The following is a 19,904-nucleotide window of genomic DNA, read 5'->3' as shown; positions in this document are numbered from 1 at the left end:
CGCGCATCGAAGGTATATTTTGTTTTTTACCGGAGAATTGCAGGAGATAGCAGCACAATGGCTGACAAGTTACGCATTTTGCTTTTAAACGGACCGAACCTGAATATGCTCGGAACCCGTGAGCCAGAGAAGTATGGCACCCTGACGTTAGCGGAAATTGTTAACCGTTTGACGACGGAGGCCGAGGCTCTGAATGTGTCACTCGACCATTTGCAGTCGAACGCGGAGTTCGCGATTATCGACCGAATTCATCAGGCTAAAGACAACATTGACTATATCCTGATCAATCCGGCCGCTTTCACGCACACCAGCGTGGCGATTCGTGATGCTCTTTTGGCGGTCAGTATCCCGTTTATCGAGATTCATCTGAGCAACGTGCACGCTCGCGAGCCGTTCCGCCATCACTCATATCTCTCTGATATCGCTGCCGGCGTCATCTGCGGATTAGGCGCTGACGGCTATTCATACGCATTACAGACGGCGGTAAAACGCCTGTCACAATCACACTAAACAAAGAGTACGGAACCCACTCATGGATATTCGTAAGATTAAAAAACTGATCGAGCTGGTTGAAGAATCAGGCATCTCCGAACTGGAAATTTCTGAAGGTGAAGAGTCTGTACGCATCAGCCGCACCTCGGCTAATGCGGGCTTCCCGGTTATGCAACAGGCTTACGCTGCACCGATGATGCAGCCGCAGATGGCTCCGGCCGCTGCTGCACCAGCAGTTGCGCCTGCTGAAGCACCTAAAGCTGAAATCAGTGGCCACATCGTACGCTCCCCGATGGTTGGTACCTTCTACCGCACCCCAAGCCCGGACGCTAAAGCGTTCATCGAAGTGGGCCAGAAGGTTAATGCGGGCGATACCCTGTGCATTGTTGAAGCCATGAAAATGATGAACCAGATTGAAGCCGATAAATCAGGCGTGGTGAAAGCCATTCTGGTCGAAAGTGGTCAACCGGTTGAATTTGACGAGCCACTGGTCGTCATCGAGTAACGAGGCGAACATGCTGGATAAAATTGTCATCGCCAACCGCGGCGAGATTGCATTGCGTATTCTTCGTGCCTGTAAAGAACTGGGCATCAAGACCGTCGCTGTGCACTCCACTGCGGATCGCGATTTAAAACACGTACTGCTGGCGGATGAGACGGTCTGTATCGGCCCGGCTCCATCCGTAAAAAGCTATCTGAATATCCCGGCTATCATCAGCGCCGCAGAAATCACCGGCGCGGTGGCAATCCATCCGGGTTATGGCTTCCTGTCCGAAAACGCCAACTTTGCAGAGCAAGTTGAACGTTCCGGCTTTATCTTCATCGGTCCGAAAGCCGACACCATTCGCCTGATGGGCGACAAAGTGTCTGCGATCACCGCGATGAAAAAAGCGGGCGTCCCGACGGTCCCTGGCTCCGATGGCCCGCTGGGCGATGATATGGACGCTAACCGCGCCCATGCAAAACGCATCGGCTACCCGGTTATCATCAAAGCCTCCGGCGGCGGCGGCGGTCGCGGTATGCGCGTTGTGCGCAGCGACGCTGAGCTGGCGCAGTCCATCTCCATGACCAAAGCCGAAGCGAAAGCCGCTTTCAGCAACGACATGGTGTACATGGAAAAATACCTGGAAAATCCTCGTCACATCGAGATCCAGGTCCTGGCCGACGGTCAGGGTAACGCTATCTATCTGGCAGAACGTGACTGCTCCATGCAGCGCCGTCACCAGAAAGTCGTCGAAGAAGCGCCAGCGCCGGGCATCACCCCGGAACTGCGTCGCTACATCGGCGAGCGTTGCTCTAAAGCGTGCGTTGATATCGGCTACCGTGGCGCGGGTACTTTCGAGTTCCTGTTCGAAAACGGCGAGTTCTATTTCATCGAAATGAACACCCGTATTCAGGTAGAGCATCCGGTTACCGAGATGATTACCGGTGTAGACCTGATCAAAGAGCAGCTGCGTATCGCTGCCGGTCAGCCACTGTCTATCAAACAGGACGAAGTGCAGGTTCGCGGCCATGCGGTGGAATGCCGTATCAACGCCGAAGACCCGAACACCTTCCTGCCGAGCCCGGGTAAAATCACCCGCTTCCACGCCCCAGGCGGTTTTGGCGTGCGTTGGGAATCTCATATCTACGCTGGCTACACCGTGCCGCCGTACTATGACTCAATGATCGGCAAGCTCATCTGTTATGGGGAAACCCGTGACGTGGCGATTTCTCGCATGAAAAATGCCCTGCAGGAACTGATCATCGACGGTATCAAAACCAACGTTGAGCTGCAGATGCGTATCATGAGCGACGAGAACTTCCAGCATGGTGGAACCAACATCCACTATCTGGAGAAAAAACTCGGACTTCAGGAAAAATAATCCTGAACGTTTAGCAAAAGGCCGGATCTTCCGGCCTTTTTTCTTTTTCTCTCCCCTTACCAGCCCCTTAAGGTACAATCCCCGCTTTAAATTGACCCTGGGAGCCTTATGGACGCGCGTTTTGTTCAGGCACACAAAGAAGCCCGATGGGCGTTGTGGCTAACCCTCCTCTATCTCGCCGCATGGTTAGCGAGTGCTTACATACCTAATTCACTGCAGGGCTTTACCGGTTTACCGCACTGGTTCGAAATGGCCTGTCTGCTGATGCCGCTGGTTTTCATTTTGCTGTGCTGGGCGATGGTTAAATTTATTTATCGCGATATTCCACTGGAGGACGACGATGCAGCTTGAAGTGATCCTGCCCCTGGTCGCCTACCTACTGGTGGTGTTTGGCCTGTCGATTTATGCGATGCGCAAGCGGTCGACCGGCACGTTCCTCAATGAGTATTTTCTCGGCAGCCGATCGATGGGCGGCTTCGTGCTGGCCATGACTCTGACCGCCACCTACATCAGCGCCAGTTCGTTTATCGGCGGGCCGGGTGCAGCCTATAAATACGGGCTGGGTTGGGTGCTGTTGGCGATGATTCAACTCCCCGCCGTGTGGTTGTCGCTTGGAGTGTTGGGGAAAAAATTCGCTATCCTGGCACGTCGTTATAACGCGGTAACGCTCAACGACATGCTGTTTGCCCGCTATCAGAGTCGTCTGCTGGTCTGGCTGGCGAGCCTCAGCCTGCTGGTTGCCTTTATCGGCGCAATGACCGTCCAGTTCATCGGCGGCGCGCGTCTGCTTGAAACCGCCGCAGGGATTCCTTACGAAACGGGTCTGCTGATTTTCGGTATCAGCATCGCGCTGTATACCGCTTTCGGTGGTTTTCGTGCCAGCGTATTGAACGACGCAATGCAGGGCATGGTGATGCTGATTGGCACTATTGTGCTGCTGGTTGGGATCGTTCATGCGGCTGGCGGCCTGAGCCATGCGGTGCAGACGCTGGAACACATCGACCCGAAACTGGTGTCCCCACAGGGGGCGGACGATATTTTGTCGCCTACCTTTATGACCTCATTCTGGGTGCTGGTGTGCTTTGGTGTCATTGGCTTGCCGCATACCGCGGTACGCTGTATCTCCTATAAAGACAGTAAAGCAGTGCATCGCGGTATTATTCTCGGCACGGTAGTGGTGGCGATTCTGATGCTGGGCATGCATCTGGCGGGTGCGTTAGGCCGGGCCGTCATCCCTGACCTTACCGTGCCGGATTTAGTCATTCCGACGCTGATGGTCAAGGTGTTGCCGCCGTTTGCTGCAGGCATCTTCCTTGCCGCGCCGATGGCCGCCATTATGTCGACGATCAACGCGCAGTTATTGCAGAGTTCCGCTACGATAATCAAAGATCTGTACCTGAATTTGCATCCGGAGCAGATGCACAACGAGAAGCGCCTGAAGCGTATGTCTGCCCTGATCACCCTCGTGCTGGGTGCACTGCTGCTGCTGGCCGCCTGGCGTCCACCGGAGATGATTATCTGGCTGAATCTGCTGGCGTTTGGCGGCCTTGAAGCCGTCTTCCTGTGGCCGCTGGTGCTGGGTCTGTACTGGGAACGCGCTAACGCCGCCGGTGCGCTGAGCGCCATGATCACAGGCGGCGTGCTGTATGCCTTGCTCGCCAGTCTGAAAATTCAGTTGCTGGGCTTTCACCCGATTGTCCCGTCATTACTGTTAAGTCTTCTGGCTTTTGTCGCAGGAAACCGTTTTGGTCGTCCTGTCACGCAAGCCCCGAATATCACTGTTAATCATTAAAAGAGTTTTGCCATGCCATGGATCCAACTGAAACTGAACACCACTGGCGCGAACGCTGAAGAGCTTAGCGATGCGCTGATGGAAGCTGGTGCTGTCTCTATCACCTTCCAGGACACCCACGACACGCCGGTGTTTGAGCCTCTGCCGGGCGAAACCCGCCTGTGGGGCGATACCGATGTGATTGGTCTGTTCGATGCCGAAACCGATATGAAAGAGGTGGTGGCCATTCTGGAACACCATCCGCTGCTCGGCACCGGGTTTGTGCATAAGATTGAACAACTGGAAGATAAAGACTGGGAACGCGAGTGGATGGACAACTTCCATCCGATGCGTTTTGGCGAGCGGCTGTGGATCTGTCCAAGCTGGCGTGATGTGCCGGATGAAAACGCGGTCAACGTGATGCTCGATCCGGGCCTGGCTTTCGGAACCGGGACGCACCCTACGACTTCGCTGTGCCTGCAATGGCTGGACGGGCTCGATCTGAACGGGAAGACGATCATCGACTTCGGCTGCGGATCCGGGATCCTCGCTATCGCTGCGCTCAAACTGGGTGCTGCAAAAGCGATCGGGATCGATATCGATCCGCAGGCTATTCAGGCCAGTCGCGATAATGCAGAGCGTAACGGCGTTTCCGATAGGCTTGAACTCTATTTACCGCAGGACCAACCAGACGCCATGAAAGCCGATGTGGTGGTCGCCAACATCCTGGCAGGCCCATTACGTGAGCTGGCCCCTTTAATCAGCGTCCTGCCCGTTGAGGGCGGTCTGTTGGGCCTGTCCGGTATCCTTGCCAGCCAGGCCGACAGCGTTTGCGAAGCCTATGCTCCCCTGTTCACCCTCGACCCGGTGGTTGAGAAAGAAGAGTGGTGTCGCATTACCGGTCGTAAGCACTGATTACCCTCTCGCGTGGCCGCCCGGTCACGCGAGCATTATCCAGCCAATGGTTGACCCGAAAGCCAACGACAGCATGACCCTCGATGGTCAGAACGACACCATGCATCACGATAACGACCGTCCGATTCAGCCGATGTATGGTCGGGCTATGGTCGAATAAGTGCAAAAAAACGGCCTTCTCATCCAGCGTTGAAATGAGATCCAGCCCGCAATAATCGGGATAATCTGCTGATAAAACCAGCAGGTTATCCCGTTTCTGCTCCTGTTTGGGCGGGAAAAAACGATAAGTTTCGCAAAATTGCATCTGTGCATAAATCCACCACGTGAATATAACGCAATGATTTAATTAACGATTAAATTTACTCGCGCTTACCGACTGGCGATTCCTTGATCTACAACAGAGGATTGCTCAAAGTTTGGCCTTTCATCTCGTGCAAAAAATGCGTAATATACGCCGCCTTGCAGTCACAGTATGGTCATTTCTTAACTCATGCGCATCGGACACTACCAGCTTAGAAATCGCCTGATCGCAGCGCCCATGGCTGGCATTACTGACAGACCATTCCGGACGCTGTGCTACGAGATGGGAGCAGGTTTAACCGTTTCCGAGATGATGTCCTCCAACCCGCAAGTATGGGAGAGCGACAAGTCCCGTTTACGGATGGTGCACATTGACGAGCCCGGGATACGCACGGTGCAAATTGCCGGTAGCTGTCCTGAAGAAATGGCGGAAGCCGCACGTATTAACGTTGAAAGTGGCGCCCAAATTATTGATATCAATATGGGTTGCCCGGCGAAAAAAGTGAATCGCAAGCTTGCAGGTTCAGCCCTTTTGCAGCATCCCGGTTTGGTGAAGTCTATCCTGACCGAGGTGGTGAAGGCAGTGGACGTTCCTGTCACTCTCAAGATTCGCACTGGCTGGGCACCGGACCACCGTAACTGTGTAGAGATTGCCCAACTGGCTGAAGATTGTGGCATTCAGGCTCTGACTATTCACGGACGCACTCGCGCCTGCTTGTTTAACGGAGACGCTGAATACGACAGTATTCGGGCAGTTAAGCAGAAAGTTTCCATTCCGATTATCGCGAATGGTGACATTACTGACCCGCTTAAAGCCAGAGCCGTACTGGACTATACGGGGGCGGATGCCCTGATGATAGGACGTGCAGCTCAGGGAAGACCCTGGATCTTTCGGGAAATCCAGCACTATCTGGACACTGGGGAGCTGCTCCCGCCACTGCCTCTGGCAGAGGTGAAGCGCTTACTTTGTGCACATGTTCGGGAATTGCATGATTTTTACGGTCATACAAAAGGGTACCGAATAGCGCGCAAACACGTCTCCTGGTATCTCCAGGAACACGCTCCAGATGACCAGTTTCGGCGCACATTCAACGCCATTGAGGATGCCAGCGTACAGCTGGAGGCGTTGGAGGCATACTTCGAAAATTTTGCGTAAACAGAAATAAAGAGCTGACAGAACTATGTTCGAACAACGCGTAAATTCTGACGTACTGACCGTTTCTACCGTTAACTCTCAGGATCAGGTGACTCAGAAACCTCTCCGTGACTCGGTTAAACAAGCACTGAAGAACTATTTTGCTCAACTGAATGGTCAAGATGTTAATGATCTGTATGAGCTGGTACTGGCTGAAGTAGAACAGCCCCTGTTGGACATGGTGATGCAATACACCCGCGGTAATCAGACCCGTGCGGCCCTGATGATGGGCATCAACCGTGGTACTTTGCGTAAGAAACTGAAAAAGTACGGCATGAACTAAGTTCGTTCATGGCGGTAAAAAGGCGCTCTTCGGCATGGGGAAGCGCCTTTTTTATTGCCTGAAATCCCTCGCTGTTCCCCTCTTTCCTCCCCGCACTTTTCGTGTATATTGCCTGCCATTCACCCAATCACTTTTCAGGTACAGTTATGCTTCGCAAGTACGGATGGCTGGTGGTCTTTGCTGTATTCATGTTTTTGTTTGAAGGGCTGCTGATGCAATGGATAGAGCTGATGTCCACCGAAAGTGATAAATGCCGTAATATGAATTCCGTGAACCCATTGAAGCTGGTGAACTGCTCAGAACTGGAATGACCCTCTGCCGAGAACGTCGGCGAACACGCCGATATTCCACGCAAAAAGCAGGGATTTAAATCACTTTGAGTCCCTTCAGGTCGATGGTAATGTCTTGGCCCTCACCACCCCCCCTACGAGCTGATGACACCATGCTGGCTAGCCATTACGACCCGATTCTGGTCGCCATTTCCTTTGTGATTGCCATTCTCGCCGCCTGGACTGCACTGAACATGGCCGGGCGCGTTTCAACCAGCGTCGGAAGAGCAGCATGGATGTGGCTCAGCGGGGGCGGTATTGCGATGGGCATTGGCATTTGGGCGATGCATTTTATCGGCATGCTGGCGATGGATAGCGCGATGGGCATCCGCTACAGCCCGGGATTAACGGCGTTGTCGATGGTTATTGCGCTGGCCTCCTCTCTGTTTGCCTTGTGGCTGGTCAGCGTTGACAAGTTGCGTCTGCGCCGACTGCTGCCCGGCGCGCTAGTGATGGGCACCGGCGTGGCTCTGATGCATTACACTGGCATGGCGGCAATGGATTTATCGGCTTCCATCGTCTGGCATTATCAGTGGGTCGCGTTATCTGTGGTTATCGCCCTGCTGGCCTCTTTTGCCGCCCTCTGGCTCACTTTCCGCTTACGGCACGAAGCCGCCCAAGTCGCGTTAATGCGCTTTGGCGCCGCGGTTCTGATGGGGGTAGCCATCGCCGGAATGCATTACACCGGCATGATGGCCGCGCAGTTTCCGTCACACATGCCGATGGCCCATCACGGGCTGAACGGCAGCTGGTTAGCGGTTTTGGTCAGCGTGGTGACACTGTTTATCCTCGGGATAACGCTGCTGATTTCGATGCTGGATGCGCGCCTGCAGGCACGCACCTCCCTGCTCGCCTCGTCGCTTGCCGAAGCAAATAAAGAGCTGGCGCAGTTGGCATTACAGGATACCCTCACCCGTTTACCTAACCGCGTTCTGTTTGAGGATCGCCTCAGTCAGGCCATCAGTAAAGCCGACCGGGAAGAACGCTCGTTTGCCCTGATGTTTATGGATCTCGATGGGTTTAAGGCCGTTAACGATGCCTTTGGCCATGACGTGGGTGACAAGCTGCTGGTTGCAGTAACCGGGCGTTTGCAGTTGCCGCTGAGCGGGCAGTTCACGCTGGCACGTATCGGCGGAGATGAGTTTGTTCTGCTGGCCGAGATTTCCGCCCCGGATGACGCTGCCCGCCTTGCCAGCGCACTGGTGCAGGCTATCGACGCGCCGTTTATGATTGATCCCTACGAACTGGTGGTGACTTTAAGCGTCGGTATTGCGCTCTATCCCCACGACGGGCAGAACGATCGCGAGCTGATGTTTAACGCCGATGCCGCGATGTATCACACCAAACACACCGGTCGGAACGGGTATCACTTCTTCCAGCCATCGATGAATACCTTTGCCCAGCAGCAACTGCAGCTGATGAACGATCTGTGGATGGCCGTTGAGCGCCAGGAATTGCGCCTGCACTATCAGCCTAAATGCCAGGCGCCGTCGGGAACGATTATGGGTTTTGAAGCACTTCTGCGCTGGGAACATCCGACCAAAGGGTTGCTGGCTCCGGATGTGTTCCTGCCACTGGCGGAGAAAACCGGAATAATCATTCCCATGGGCAACTGGGTTATCAACGAGGCCTGCCGCCAGCTCAGCGAATGGCGCAGCCAAGGACAGCTTGAATGGTCCATGGCGGTGAATCTTTCTGCGTTGCAATTTGAACAACCAATGCTTCTCGACACCGTGTTGGCTTGCCTGGAGCGCCATCACATTCCGCCGGAGATGCTGATTCTCGAGGTAACAGAGACCACGGCGATGCACAACCCGGAGCAGAGCGTTGAGGTCCTGACACGTCTGACGGAACTCGGCGTAAAGGCATCCATTGATGACTTTGGCACCGGTTACTCCAGTCTGCTTTATCTCAAACGCTTACCCGCCTGCGAGTTAAAAATCGACCGCGCTTTCGTGAAAGAGCTAAGGGGTGAAGGCGAAGATGCGACGATCGTATCCGCCATTGTGGCGCTGGCGCGAACCCTGAATTTACGCGTTGTTGCTGAGGGGGTGGAAACCCAGGCGCAGCTGGAGTTTCTTACCCAGCTAGGCTGCAACACGCTGCAAGGCTACCTGTTAGGCAAACCGGAGAGCGCAGAGGCGATCACAGCCAGCCATCAGAAAGCGAAATAATCACAGGCCCTGGCGCTGGAATGTCGTCGCCGCGTCTAACGTGACCGGCCACAGCGCCGGATGAGGATGTAGCGTGGCCATGATGTAGTCCACCAGCCCCGGGGCCTGATGGAAAAGATCGACGCTTTCAGGAGAAAGTAGCCAGTTTTTCAATACTCCGGAAAAAAAGCCGTGTAGCATCACCAGCGTTAATTCGATATTGGTATCTGCCGGAAGACTGCCCTGTCGGATGCACGAGCTTAATATTCGTCGCATATTTTCATGACGAAAGCACAGGCGTTGACGTATCTCCGCTTCAGACATCATGTCTTTATTAAATTCACATTTATGATACAAAATTTGCATCAATGCGCGCTGTTTCGGCGTTTGAGCAATATATTGCAAACCAGTTACAAATGCTTCACGTAACCAGCCCAATGGATTTTCTTTTTCGTTTTGTATCATTCTATGTTTAATAATGTCACTCAGCGGCAGTTGCTGATGCCATATCTCATTAAATAACTCTACCTTGCTATTAAAATGCCAGTACACCGCACCCCGCGTGACCCCTGCGGCGTCGGCAATATCCGTCAAGGTGGTATTGGAGACGCCTTGTAGCGCAAACTGCTCAATGGCAGCATCGATCAACTGCTGGCGAGTGACCAGCGCATCGGCTTTGGTTTTTCTTACCATTAAGTGTGCCCCTACAAGACAATCGACAATTTTCACCCATCAATATATGGGCATCGGCATTATATACATAATTATTTATTTACCAATGCCGGACTCACTTCACTTTCACACCAAATAATTGATATAAGAAATGGTTATTAGTGAATCATAAATATTAAATATACCTCATTACCTTCGCTATTCCTGACAAGCCAGGACGAATCCTGTCTTTTTTGTGTATGCGTGCTGTTACCCCCTCCAGCTGAATTATCGCGACTAACAATTCAAAGTTTTTATTTGTACTATAACGCGCTTCACTTTTTATTTTTTCACCGGTTTCCGGCGAATTTGCTATATCGGTTATTAAGGAATTGCAATGACGACTCACGCAAGGGTTACGCTCTTATCCAGTTTGCTCGCTTCGGCTTTGCTGCTTAGCGGCTGCGATAATGCCGGGGATCGGCAGCCACAAACTCAGGTTCCGCATGTCACAGTTCATGTGGTCAACAGTGCGCCACTTTCCGTGACCACCGAATTGCCGGGCAGAACCTCGGCATTCCGTATCGCCGAAGTGCGCCCGCAGGTCAGCGGGATCATCCTGAACCGTAACTTCACCGAAGGCGGTGATATTCAGGCTGGAGAATCGCTCTACCAGATTGATCCTGCTACCTACAAAGCGGCCTGGGAAAGCGCCAAAGGCGATGAGGCAAAAGCCGTTGCCGCCGCCTCTATCGCCCATTTAACCGTGAAGCGTTATATCCCGCTGGTCGGGACACAATACGTCAGCCGTCAGGATTACGATCAAGCAGTCGCCAATGCCCAACAGGCCGATGCCAGCGTCCTCGCCGCGAAAGCCGCGGTAGAAACGGCGCGCATTAATCTGGCCTACACCCGAGTTTCATCCCCTATCAGTGGTCGCATCGGTAAATCCAGCGTGACCGAAGGCGCCCTGGTGACCAACGGCCAGGCTGAGGCGCTGGCGACGGTGCAACAGCTGGACCCGATTTATGTCGATGTCACCCAGTCGAGCAACGACTTCATGCGCCTTAAACAGGAGAGTCTGGAACGCGGCAACGATGCCAAAAGTGTGGAAGTGGTGATGGAAAATGGCCAGCCCTATGCCCAGAAAGGCACGCTGCAATTTTCCGACGTGACGGTGGATGAAAGCACCGGCTCCATTACTCTGCGGGCCGTATTCCCTAATCCACAACATGTCCTGCTGCCGGGCATGTTTGTTCGGGCACGCATCGATGAAGGGGTACAGCCTGACGCCATCCTGGTTCCGCAACAGGGCGTCACCCGTACCCCAAGAGGCGATGCTACGGTGATGATTGTTAACGCCAAAAATGAGGCCGAAGTTCGCGCCGTAACGGCTGCTCAAGCCGTGGGCGACCATTGGCTTATCACCGCCGGACTTAAACCTGGTGACAAAGTCATTGTCAGCGGATTGCAGAAGGTACGTCCTGGCGTGCCGGTGCAGGCCGATCCAGACACTGCAATCTCAATCGCAAAATAATCAGGGGCCATTATGTCCAGTTTTTTTATTCAGCGCCCTATTTTTGCCTGGGTACTGGCCATCATTCTGATGATGGCGGGTGGTCTTGCTATTCTGCAACTGCCCATCGCACAGTACCCGACGATCGCACCCTCGGCGGTAGCCATTTCGGCAACCTATCCCGGGGCTGATGCGCAAACCGTGCAGGACACCGTCACCCAGGTTATCGAACAGAACATGAACGGTATCGATAACCTGATGTACATGTCCTCCACCAGCGATTCTGCCGGTGGCGTAACCATTACCCTGACCTTCCAGTCAGGTACCGATCCGGATATCGCTCAGGTACAGGTGCAGAACAAACTGCAGCTGGCTACTCCGCTGCTGCCGCAGGAAGTACAGCAACAGGGCATCAGCGTTAAAAAGTCGAGCAGCAGCTATTTACTGGTGGCGGGGTTTGTATCTGATAATAAGGCCCTGAATCAGGATGATATCTCTGACTATGTCGCCTCCAACCTTAAAGATGCGATCAGCCGCCTGAATGGCGTCGGCGATACCCAACTGTTCGGCGCGCAGTATGCCATGCGCATCTGGCTCGATCCGAATCTGCTCAACAAGTTTCAGCTGACACCAGTCGATGTCGTAAACCAGCTGAAAATCCAGAACAACCAGATTGCAGCGGGCCAGCTCGGCGGGACACCTGCCATCGGCAACCAACAGCTTAATGCGTCGATTATTGCCCAAACACGCCTGAAAGATCCGCAGGAGTTCGGCAACGTCACGCTACGCGTCAATCAGGACGGATCGGTTGTGCATCTGCGCGACGTGGCCCAGATTGAACTCGGGGGTGAAAACTACAACACGCTTGCCCGCATTAACGGGCAGCCAGCATCCGGTTTGGGTATTAAACTCGCCACCGGTGCGAACGCCCTTAACACCGCCGAGGCGATCAAAACCAAACTCGCTGAGCTGCAGCCGTTCTTCCCACAGGGGATGCATGTCGTCTATCCTTACGACACAACGCCGTTCGTCAAAATCTCGATTCACGAGGTCGTAAAAACCCTGTTCGAAGCGATCGTCCTCGTCTTCCTTGTGATGTATCTGTTCCTGCAAAATATCCGCGCAACGCTTATCCCGACCATCGCCGTACCCGTCGTATTGCTGGGCACCTTCGCCATTTTGGCGGCTTTTGGTTATTCGATTAACACCCTGACGATGTTTGGTATGGTGCTGGCGATAGGACTATTGGTGGATGATGCCATTGTGGTGGTGGAAAACGTCGAGCGTGTGATGGCCGAAGAAAGGCTCTCGCCAAAGGACGCGACGATAAAATCGATGGAGCAAATCCAGGGGGCGCTGGTCGGGATTGCAATGGTGCTCTCCGCGGTGTTCATCCCGATGGCATTTTTCGGCGGCTCAACGGGGGCAATCTATCGTCAGTTTTCGATAACCATTGTTTCCTCCATGGCCCTGTCCGTACTGGTGGCGTTAATTCTGACCCCAGCCCTGTGCGCGACGTTGCTGAAACCTGTTTCAGCCGATCATCACGCCCCCAAACGCGGATTCTTCGGCTGGTTTAATACCCGGTTTGACCAGAGCGTCAATCACTACACCGACAGCGTCAGTCGTATCCTGAGAGGAACCGGGCGTTATTTAATTATCTATGTGGCAATCGTAGTGGGAATGGCGGTTCTGTTCATGCGTTTGCCGACCTCCTTCCTGCCAGAAGAAGATCAGGGCGTGTTCATGACTATGGTTCAGCTACCATCGGGGGCGACGCAGGAGCGCACCCAAAAGGTGCTGGATACCATGACCAACTACTATCTCAACGACGAGAAAGCTAACGTCGAGAGCGTCTTCACCGTGAACGGTTTCAGCTTTAGCGGCCAGGGTCAAAACTCAGGGATGGCATTTATCAGCCTGAAGCCGTGGGATGAACGCAGCGGTGAAGAAAACCATGTTGAAGCGATCATCAAACGCGCGACGGCCAGCTTTAGCCATATTAAAGATGCCATGGTGTTCCCGTTTAACCTGCCTGCGATTATTGAATTAGGCACGGCAACGGGTTTTGACTTTGAGCTGGTCGATCAGGCTGGCCTTGGGCACAGTGGTCTGACCCAGGCCCGTAACCAACTGCTCGGTATGGTTAAAGAACATCCGGACGTACTGGTCCGTGTGCGTCCAAACGGCCTTGAAGATACTCCGCAGTACAAGCTGAATGTCGATCAAGAAAAAGCGCAGGCGTTGGGGGTGTCGATTTCTGATATCAACCAGACCATCTCGACCGCGCTGGGTGGGAGCTACGTGAACGACTTTATCGACAGGGGTCGCGTGAAGAAAGTTTACGTTCAGGCGGAAGCAAAATTCCGTATGCTGCCAAACGACATCAATAGCCTTTACGTTCGCAGTGCAAATGGCGAAATGGTTCCCTTCTCTGCATTTTCTACCGCAAGCTGGGTTTACGGCTCACCGCGTCTGGAGCGATTCAACGGTCTGCCGTCAATGGAACTTCTCGGCGAAGCCGCGCCGGGTAAAAGTACTGGTGAAGCGATGCTGCTGATGGAAGAGATGGCCAGCAAACTGCCTGCCGGCATTGGTTACGACTGGACGGGTATGTCTTATCAGGAGCGCCTGTCCGGTAACCAGGCTCCGGCGCTGTATGCCATTTCACTGATCGTCGTGTTCCTGTGCCTCGCGGCACTTTATGAAAGCTGGTCGATACCATTCTCGGTCATGCTGGTAGTGCCTCTGGGGGTTATCGGAGCGCTGCTTGCCGCATCGCTGCGCGGGATGCATAACGACGTCTATTTCCAGGTTGGCCTGCTGACCACGATTGGACTGTCGGCGAAAAACGCCATCCTGATTGTCGAGTTCGCCAAAGACCTGATGGACAAAGAAGGAAAAGGGGTGATTGAAGCCACACTGGAAGCCTCCCGAATGCGTCTGCGTCCAATTCTGATGACATCTTTAGCGTTCATTCTCGGCGTTATGCCGCTGGTTATCAGTAACGGTGCCGGCAGCGGTGCGCAAAATGCCGTAGGGACTGGCGTGATGGGCGGTATGCTAGCCGCGACGCTGCTGGCCATCTTCTTTGTCCCGGTATTCTTTGTGGTCGTCCGTCGACGTTTCAACACAACGAAATGATAAGTAAAACAAAAAGGCGCTTAACGCGCCTTTTTAATTTAACCCAGATTAATACCTATATAGCAGGCGGAAAAATCAGAGTTTTATTCTGCACATTTTCTACATAATTAGCGGAATATTCGCCAAAACCTTCACGATGTTTACAGAGCAAACAAATTGAGATTATTTGCTCCTCCCGGCGGTTCTTATCTCAATGGTAAAATTAACGTCATTCCGCAAGACCGATTTTTATGTCACCGCGGTTTATTCGAGGTAATATCATGAAAAGATTAATTTCAGTTGCATTACTGACCGCCTTACTCGCAGGCTGCGCACACGATTCACCTTGCGTGCCGGTTTATGACGATCAGGGGCGGCTGGTTCATACCAACACCTGCATGAAAGGCACCACGCAGGATAACTGGGAAACAGCCGGAGCGATCGCCGGTGGCGCAGCAGCCCTGGCGGGCCTAACGCTAGGCATTGTCGCCTTAACCAAATAATCACACTCAAGCGCGGGATTCCGCGCTATTGCTTCACAACGGTGCGCACTTACCTCTAAAGTAAAAAAATCGCCTCATTTCCTTATTGCATAAAAAAATAAAATCGTGGTTTACATCAGACTTCCATAATTAAAAATTATTGTTCAGCCTTTTTCTCGTGAGCAATTTCACAGATTATTCCCCTTCATTCCCACGCAAATATTAACCCACGGAATCAATTCTTTTCCCCCTCTCAATCCTGAAACTTTTTCGCTCTGTTTTGTGGCACAGGTTGTAATTTTGCACCAACCCAGGGCGCTTATTTTTTTCTTTCCTGTCTACACTCACTCTATTGCTCCCCCGCGACCCAAAATCAGGTGGTTGCAATTCTGGCATCCCCTTTGCTTAACAGGGTATGGCCATGGCCACAGACAGGTTTCGACGTTCTTTCGGACGTCTATATATAACGATAAATTTCGCCACACAGGATGCTTTATGAAAAAGATGATGATCGCCAGCCTCACAGCGGCGGGCGTGCTGTTTGCAATCTCCAGTCAGGCACATGCAGGTACTACTTTCGAAGCCGTGAAAAAGAAAGGCTTTGTTCAGTGCGGGATCAGTGACGGATTGCCAGGCTTTTCCTACGCGGATGCCGACGGCAAATTTACCGGTATCGATGTTGATGTCTGTCGTGGTGTGGCCGCCGCGGTATTTGGTGATGCCAGCAAAGTGAAATATACCCCCCTGACAGCGAAAGAACGTTTCACCGCGTTGCAGTCGGGCGAAGTGGATTTACTGTCGCGTAATACCACCTGGACCTCTTCTCGCGATGCGGGTATGGGTCTTTCCTTTACCGGCGTGACTTATTACGACGGCATTGGCTTCCTTACACACGATAAAGCGGGCCTGAAAAGCGCGAAGGAACTCGATGGTGCAACCGTCTGTATTCAGGCCGGTACGGATACCGAGCTGAACGTGGCGGACTACTTTAAAGCCAACAAAATGAAATACACGCCCGTGACTTTCGACCGCTCTGACGAATCAGCAAAAGCACTGGAATCTGGACGTTGCGACACGCTGGCGTCCGACCAGTCCCAGCTGTATGCCCTGCGTATCAAGCTGAGCAAGCCAGGCGACTGGGTTGTTCTGCCAGAAGTGATTTCTAAAGAACCGCTGGGTCCGGTCGTTCGTCGCGGCGATGACGAGTGGTTCTCTATTGTTCGCTGGACGCTGTTTGCTATGCTGAATGCCGAAGAAATGGGCATCAACTCGAAGAACGTGGATGAGAAATTCGCGAATCCATCGACGCCTGATATGTCTCACCTGTTGGGCAAAGAGGGTGATTTCGGTAAGGATCTGAAGCTGGACAACAAATGGGCTTACAACATCGTTAAACAGGTCGGTAACTACGCTGAAATTTTTGATCGCAACGTCGGTGCAGACAGCGCACTGAAGATCAAACGTGGCCAGAACAATCTCTGGAACAACGGCGGGATCCAGTACGCTCCGCCGGTTCGTTAAGTTTTACGCTGTGACGGGCATCGCTTCGGCGATGCCCAACCTGATGTTCTGGTCATTGAGGTTTTCCTATGTCCCAACGCCGCCTGACCGTAAAAGGATCGCTCTCCTTTTCCAACCCCACGGTTCGCGCCTGGCTGTTTCAAATCCTGGCGGTAGTGGCCGTCGTCGCTATTGCTATCTATTTGATTCACAACACCATCACCAACCTGGACAAACGTGGCATTACCTCCGGTTTTGCTTTTCTCGACCGAAGCGCTGGCTTTGGCATCGTTCAACACTTAATTGATTATCAGCAGGGCGACACCTACGGCCGGGTTTTCCTGGTCGGTTTGCTCAATACCCTGTTGGTCTCAGCGCTGTGTATTGTCTTTGCCTCCTTTCTTGGGTTCTTCCTGGGCCTGGCGAGACTGTCGGATAACTGGCTGCTACGTAAGCTGTCGACGGTATATATCGAGACATTCCGTAATATCCCGCCGCTGCTGCAAATCTTCTTTTGGTACTTTGCCGTTTTACGTAACCTGCCCGGGCCACGTCAGGCCGTCAGCGCCTTCGATTTGGCATTTCTCAGTAACCGCGGGCTCTATATTCCGTCTCCGCAGTGGGGAGAGGGGTTACTGGCTTTTGTTGCGGCGATTGGGTTGGCGGGAGTGCTAACGGTCGGACTGTTTCGCTACAACAAGATGCATCAGATAAAAACTGGGCAACTCCGGCGGACATGGCCCTCCGCGCTGGCTCTTTTCATCGTTCTGCCGCTGCTCGCACACTGGGTATTTGGCGCGGCGCTCCACTGGGATGTGCCGGTTCTCCGAGGGTTTAACTTCCGCGGAGGGATGGCGCTAATCCCGGAACTGGCAGCGTTGACGCTGGCGTTATCGGTCTATACCTCCGCCTTTATCGCCGAGATTATTCGTTCCGGTATTCAGGCTGTGCCCTATGGTCAGCATGAAGCGGCCCGCTCGCTGGGTCTACCGAATCCAGTGACGTTGCGCCAGGTGATTATTCCGCAAGCGTTACGCGTGGTTATCCCGCCACTCACCAGCCAGTATCTGAATATTGTTAAAAACTCATCGCTGGCAGCTGCCATCGGATACCCCGATATGGTGTCGCTGTTTGCCGGGACGGTGCTGAATCAAACCGGCCAGGCCATTGAAACTATCGCCATCACAATGTCGGTCTACCTCATTATCAGCCTGAGCATTTCGCTGCTGATGAACATCTATAACCGCCGTATGGCATTGATTGAGCGCTAAGGGGTCACGATGACAAAAACACTTGTGTCTCATTCTGCGCGCCCGAGCGGTGTAAAGCGAAATCCGACTCTGATGTGGATGCGCAAGAACCTGTTCAGCAGCTGGTCCAACACGCTACTAACGCTTTTCGCCCTGTGGCTTATGTGGGAGCTGATTCCCCCCTTGTTGAATTGGGCCTTTTTACAGGCCAATTGGGTGGGAACCACGCGCGCTGACTGTGTCAAAGAAGGCGCCTGTTGGGTGTTCATTCATCAGCGTTTCGGCCAGTTCATGTATGGGCTATATCCACACGACCAGCGCTGGCGCATCAATACCGCATTGATTATTGGCCTGCTGTCGATAGTCCCCATGTTCCTGAATGCGATGCCTCGTCGCGGGCGTTACATCGCCTGTTGGGCCGTGGCGTATCCGATCGTTGTCTGGTTTCTGCTGTTTGGTGGATTTTTTGGACTGGAACGGGTGGAAACCCGGCAGTGGGGTGGACTGACGCTGACGTTGATTATTGCATCGGTTGGGATTGCAGGGGCATTACCACTCGGGATCTTGCTGGCGCTGGGACGACGTTCAACCATGCCGGTCGTACGTATTCTGTCAGTTATCTTCATCGAATTCTGGCGTGGCGTGCCGCTGATCACCGTTCTGTTTATGTCCTCGGTGATGCTGCCGCTGTTTATGTCGGAAGGGACCAGTATCGATAAGCTCATTCGTGCATTGGTCGGGGTGGTATTGTTCCAGTCAGCCTATGTCGCTGAAGTGGTGCGTGGCGGACTACAGGCTTTACCAAAAGGACAATATGAAGCCGCAAGCTCACTCGCTCTGGGCTATTGGAAAACGCAGGCGCTGGTCATTCTTCCCCAGGCCCTGAAGCTGGTCATTCCTGGACTGGTCAACACCATTATCGCGCTGTTCAAAGACACCAGTCTGGTGATCATCATTGGCTTGTTCGATCTGTTCAGCAGCGTTCAGCAAGCCACCGTCGATCCCGCCTGGCTTGGGATGTCGACAGAAGGCTATGTCTTTGCCGCGCTGATCTACTGGATCTTCTGTTTTAGCATGTCGCGCTACAGCCAGCATCTGGAAAAGCGCTTTAACACCGGGCGTACACCGCACTGAGGATATTATGAGTCAAACATTACTCCAGCCAGCGGACGCGATGATTACGCTGGAAAACGTCAATAAATGGTATGGGCAGTTTCATGTACTGAAGGATATCAATCTGAACGTCAGGCAGGGTGAACGAATCGTCCTTTGTGGCCCGTCAGGTTCCGGGAAATCGACGACAATTCGCTGTATCAATCACCTGGAAGAACATCAGCAGGGGCGTATCGTCGTCGATGGTATTGAATTGAATGAAGATATTCGCAATATTGAACGCGTGCGACAGGAAGTGGGGATGGTGTTTCAGCACTTCAATTTATTCCCGCATCTGACGGTTCTGCAAAACTGTACCCTGGCTCCTATCTGGGTGCGGAAGATGCCGAAGAAGGAGGCGGAAGCGTTAGCCATGCATTATCTGGAACGTGTGCGTATTGCTGAACATGCGCATAAGTTTCCAGGCCAGATCTCAGGTGGCCAACAGCAGCGTGTCGCCATTGCGCGTTCCCTGTGCATGAAACCTAAAATTATGCTGTTCGATGAGCCGACATCGGCGCTCGATCCTGAAATGGTCAAAGAAGTGCTCGATACTATGATCGGTCTGGCCCAATCCGGCATGACGATGCTCTGTGTGACGCATGAAATGGGCTTCGCCAGAACCGTTGCCGACCGAGTGATCTTCATGGACAGAGGTGAGATCGTCGAACAGGCTCCTCCGGATCAGTTCTTTGCCAATCCTAAGTCTGAACGTACCCGTGCATTCCTTTCTCAGGTCATCCATTGAGTATTTTCCTCCCCGAAAGGGGAGTTTTTTACAATGTAGAAAAGCAAAAAGCCCAGTCATAAGACTGGGCTTTTTGCTTAATTGATGTCTGGCAGTTCCCTACTCTCGCATGGGGAGACCCCACACTACCATCGGCGCTACGGCGTTTCACTTCTGAGTTCGGCATGGGGTCAGGTGGG

18 protein-coding genes and 1 rRNA gene are annotated in these 19,904 nt (G+C 53.1%); 17 read left to right on the top strand and 2 right to left on the bottom strand.

Annotated elements, in window-relative coordinates; translation table 11 throughout:
• Window positions 1-57 precede the first annotated feature (57 nt).
• The 10 genes from aroQ to ACG0Z5_RS20615 all read left to right on the top strand — a co-directional run bounded on the left by aroQ (window position 58) and on the right by ACG0Z5_RS20615 (window position 9,324).
• The gene (gene aroQ, locus ACG0Z5_RS20660; RefSeq protein ID WP_319627453.1) at window positions 58-510 is read left to right on the top strand and encodes a type II 3-dehydroquinate dehydratase; all 453 of its coding nucleotides are present in this window, start codon (window positions 58-60) and stop codon (window positions 508-510) included.
• Between the two features lie 22 nt (window positions 511-532).
• Window positions 533-997, top strand: coding sequence for an acetyl-CoA carboxylase biotin carboxyl carrier protein (accB, locus tag ACG0Z5_RS20655; RefSeq protein ID WP_394450744.1), 465 nt, complete (start codon window positions 533-535; stop codon window positions 995-997).
• Between the two features lie 10 nt (window positions 998-1,007).
• The gene (gene accC, locus ACG0Z5_RS20650; RefSeq protein WP_319627455.1) at window positions 1,008-2,357 is read left to right on the top strand and encodes an acetyl-CoA carboxylase biotin carboxylase subunit; all 1,350 of its coding nucleotides are present in this window, start codon (window positions 1,008-1,010) and stop codon (window positions 2,355-2,357) included.
• Between the two features lie 108 nt (window positions 2,358-2,465).
• Window positions 2,466-2,708 carry a YhdT family protein gene (locus ACG0Z5_RS20645; RefSeq protein ID WP_319627456.1) on the top strand — a complete coding sequence of 81 codons (243 nt, stop codon included), beginning with the start codon at window positions 2,466-2,468 and terminating at the stop codon, window positions 2,706-2,708.
• Window positions 2,698-4,149, top strand: coding sequence for a sodium/pantothenate symporter (gene panF / locus ACG0Z5_RS20640; RefSeq protein ID WP_394450741.1), 1,452 nt, complete (start codon window positions 2,698-2,700; stop codon window positions 4,147-4,149). The genes ACG0Z5_RS20645 and panF overlap by 11 nt, the downstream gene beginning before the upstream one ends.
• Window positions 4,150-4,161: 12 nt before the next feature.
• The gene (gene prmA, locus ACG0Z5_RS20635) at window positions 4,162-5,043 is read left to right on the top strand and encodes a 50S ribosomal protein L11 methyltransferase (RefSeq protein ID WP_394450739.1); all 882 of its coding nucleotides are present in this window, start codon (window positions 4,162-4,164) and stop codon (window positions 5,041-5,043) included.
• A 490-nt stretch (window positions 5,044-5,533) separates the two neighbouring features.
• Window positions 5,534-6,499, top strand: coding sequence for a tRNA dihydrouridine synthase DusB (gene dusB / locus ACG0Z5_RS20630; protein ID WP_394450737.1), 966 nt, complete (start codon window positions 5,534-5,536; stop codon window positions 6,497-6,499).
• A 25-nt stretch (window positions 6,500-6,524) separates the two neighbouring features.
• On the top strand, window positions 6,525-6,821 hold the full coding sequence (gene fis / locus ACG0Z5_RS20625; protein ID WP_000462905.1) for a DNA-binding transcriptional regulator Fis: 297 nt from the start codon (window positions 6,525-6,527) through the stop codon (window positions 6,819-6,821).
• Between the two features lie 146 nt (window positions 6,822-6,967).
• Window positions 6,968-7,132: a DUF2556 family protein gene (locus ACG0Z5_RS20620; RefSeq protein ID WP_319627461.1), complete on the top strand. Its 165-nt coding sequence runs from the start codon at window positions 6,968-6,970 to the stop codon at window positions 7,130-7,132.
• 131 nt (window positions 7,133-7,263) lie between these two features.
• Window positions 7,264-9,324 carry a putative bifunctional diguanylate cyclase/phosphodiesterase gene (locus ACG0Z5_RS20615; protein WP_394450734.1) on the top strand — a complete coding sequence of 687 codons (2,061 nt, stop codon included), beginning with the start codon at window positions 7,264-7,266 and terminating at the stop codon, window positions 9,322-9,324.
• Here the strand turns inward: ACG0Z5_RS20615 and envR are convergent, their stop codons facing one another.
• On the bottom strand, window positions 9,325-9,996 hold the full coding sequence (gene envR, locus ACG0Z5_RS20610) for an acrEF/envCD operon transcriptional regulator (RefSeq protein WP_394450732.1): 672 nt from the start codon (window positions 9,994-9,996) through the stop codon (window positions 9,325-9,327).
• Between the two features lie 355 nt (window positions 9,997-10,351).
• On the opposite strand from envR, the gene ACG0Z5_RS20605 reads away from it, so the two are divergent.
• The 7 genes from ACG0Z5_RS20605 (at window position 10,352) to ACG0Z5_RS20575 (ending at window position 19,725) form a co-directional block, all read left to right on the top strand.
• Complete coding sequence (locus ACG0Z5_RS20605; protein WP_394450730.1) at window positions 10,352-11,491, top strand: efflux RND transporter periplasmic adaptor subunit; 1,140 nt, start codon at window positions 10,352-10,354, stop codon at window positions 11,489-11,491.
• 12 nt (window positions 11,492-11,503) lie between these two features.
• On the top strand, window positions 11,504-14,614 hold the full coding sequence (locus tag ACG0Z5_RS20600; RefSeq protein ID WP_394450728.1) for an efflux RND transporter permease subunit: 3,111 nt from the start codon (window positions 11,504-11,506) through the stop codon (window positions 14,612-14,614).
• A gap of 260 nt (window positions 14,615-14,874) precedes the next feature.
• Window positions 14,875-15,096: a lipoprotein gene (locus ACG0Z5_RS20595; RefSeq protein WP_038256116.1), complete on the top strand. Its 222-nt coding sequence runs from the start codon at window positions 14,875-14,877 to the stop codon at window positions 15,094-15,096.
• Between the two features lie 474 nt (window positions 15,097-15,570).
• On the top strand, window positions 15,571-16,596 hold the full coding sequence (locus ACG0Z5_RS20590) for an amino acid ABC transporter substrate-binding protein (protein WP_394450725.1): 1,026 nt from the start codon (window positions 15,571-15,573) through the stop codon (window positions 16,594-16,596).
• Window positions 16,597-16,664: 68 nt separating this feature from the next.
• The gene (locus ACG0Z5_RS20585; protein WP_394450722.1) at window positions 16,665-17,846 is read left to right on the top strand and encodes an amino acid ABC transporter permease; all 1,182 of its coding nucleotides are present in this window, start codon (window positions 16,665-16,667) and stop codon (window positions 17,844-17,846) included.
• Window positions 17,847-17,855: 9 nt separating this feature from the next.
• A complete protein-coding gene (locus ACG0Z5_RS20580) occupies window positions 17,856-18,959 on the top strand; it encodes an amino acid ABC transporter permease (RefSeq protein ID WP_394450719.1) in 1,104 nt (367 codons plus the stop codon).
• 7 nt (window positions 18,960-18,966) lie between these two features.
• Complete coding sequence (locus tag ACG0Z5_RS20575) at window positions 18,967-19,725, top strand: amino acid ABC transporter ATP-binding protein (protein ID WP_097164127.1); 759 nt, start codon at window positions 18,967-18,969, stop codon at window positions 19,723-19,725.
• An 86-nt stretch (window positions 19,726-19,811) separates the two neighbouring features.
• On the opposite strand, the gene rrf is transcribed toward ACG0Z5_RS20575, so the two are convergent.
• A 5S ribosomal RNA gene (gene rrf, locus ACG0Z5_RS20570) occupies window positions 19,812-19,904 on the bottom strand; the annotation flags it as partial.

The organism is Scandinavium sp. M-37, assembly GCF_043558715.1.
GTDB classification, from domain to species: domain Bacteria; phylum Pseudomonadota; class Gammaproteobacteria; order Enterobacterales; family Enterobacteriaceae; genus Scandinavium; species Scandinavium vulneris_A.
This window is presented reverse-complemented; position numbering and strand designations above follow the sequence as displayed.

Coding starts and splice junctions, on each gene's coding strand:
- fis (WP_000462905.1), top strand. CDS start 6,525: ATGTTCGAACAACGCGTAAATTCTGACGTACTGACCGTTTCTACCGTT.
- ACG0Z5_RS20605 (WP_394450730.1), top strand. CDS start 10,352: ATGACGACTCACGCAAGGGTTACGCTCTTATCCAGTTTGCTCGCTTCG.
- ACG0Z5_RS20585 (WP_394450722.1), top strand. CDS start 16,665: ATGTCCCAACGCCGCCTGACCGTAAAAGGATCGCTCTCCTTTTCCAAC.
- ACG0Z5_RS20645 (WP_319627456.1), top strand. CDS start 2,466: ATGGACGCGCGTTTTGTTCAGGCACACAAAGAAGCCCGATGGGCGTTG.
- ACG0Z5_RS20595 (WP_038256116.1), top strand. CDS start 14,875: ATGAAAAGATTAATTTCAGTTGCATTACTGACCGCCTTACTCGCAGGC.
- ACG0Z5_RS20600 (WP_394450728.1), top strand. CDS start 11,504: ATGTCCAGTTTTTTTATTCAGCGCCCTATTTTTGCCTGGGTACTGGCC.
- ACG0Z5_RS20615 (WP_394450734.1), top strand. CDS start 7,264: ATGCTGGCTAGCCATTACGACCCGATTCTGGTCGCCATTTCCTTTGTG.
- ACG0Z5_RS20620 (WP_319627461.1), top strand. CDS start 6,968: ATGCTTCGCAAGTACGGATGGCTGGTGGTCTTTGCTGTATTCATGTTT.
- aroQ (WP_319627453.1), top strand. CDS start 58: ATGGCTGACAAGTTACGCATTTTGCTTTTAAACGGACCGAACCTGAAT.
- ACG0Z5_RS20590 (WP_394450725.1), top strand. CDS start 15,571: ATGAAAAAGATGATGATCGCCAGCCTCACAGCGGCGGGCGTGCTGTTT.
- prmA (WP_394450739.1), top strand. CDS start 4,162: ATGCCATGGATCCAACTGAAACTGAACACCACTGGCGCGAACGCTGAA.
- envR (WP_394450732.1), bottom strand. CDS start 9,996: ATGGTAAGAAAAACCAAAGCCGATGCGCTGGTCACTCGCCAGCAGTTG.
- accB (WP_394450744.1), top strand. CDS start 533: ATGGATATTCGTAAGATTAAAAAACTGATCGAGCTGGTTGAAGAATCA.
- ACG0Z5_RS20575 (WP_097164127.1), top strand. CDS start 18,967: ATGAGTCAAACATTACTCCAGCCAGCGGACGCGATGATTACGCTGGAA.
- accC (WP_319627455.1), top strand. CDS start 1,008: ATGCTGGATAAAATTGTCATCGCCAACCGCGGCGAGATTGCATTGCGT.
- panF (WP_394450741.1), top strand. CDS start 2,698: ATGCAGCTTGAAGTGATCCTGCCCCTGGTCGCCTACCTACTGGTGGTG.
- ACG0Z5_RS20580 (WP_394450719.1), top strand. CDS start 17,856: ATGACAAAAACACTTGTGTCTCATTCTGCGCGCCCGAGCGGTGTAAAG.
- dusB (WP_394450737.1), top strand. CDS start 5,534: ATGCGCATCGGACACTACCAGCTTAGAAATCGCCTGATCGCAGCGCCC.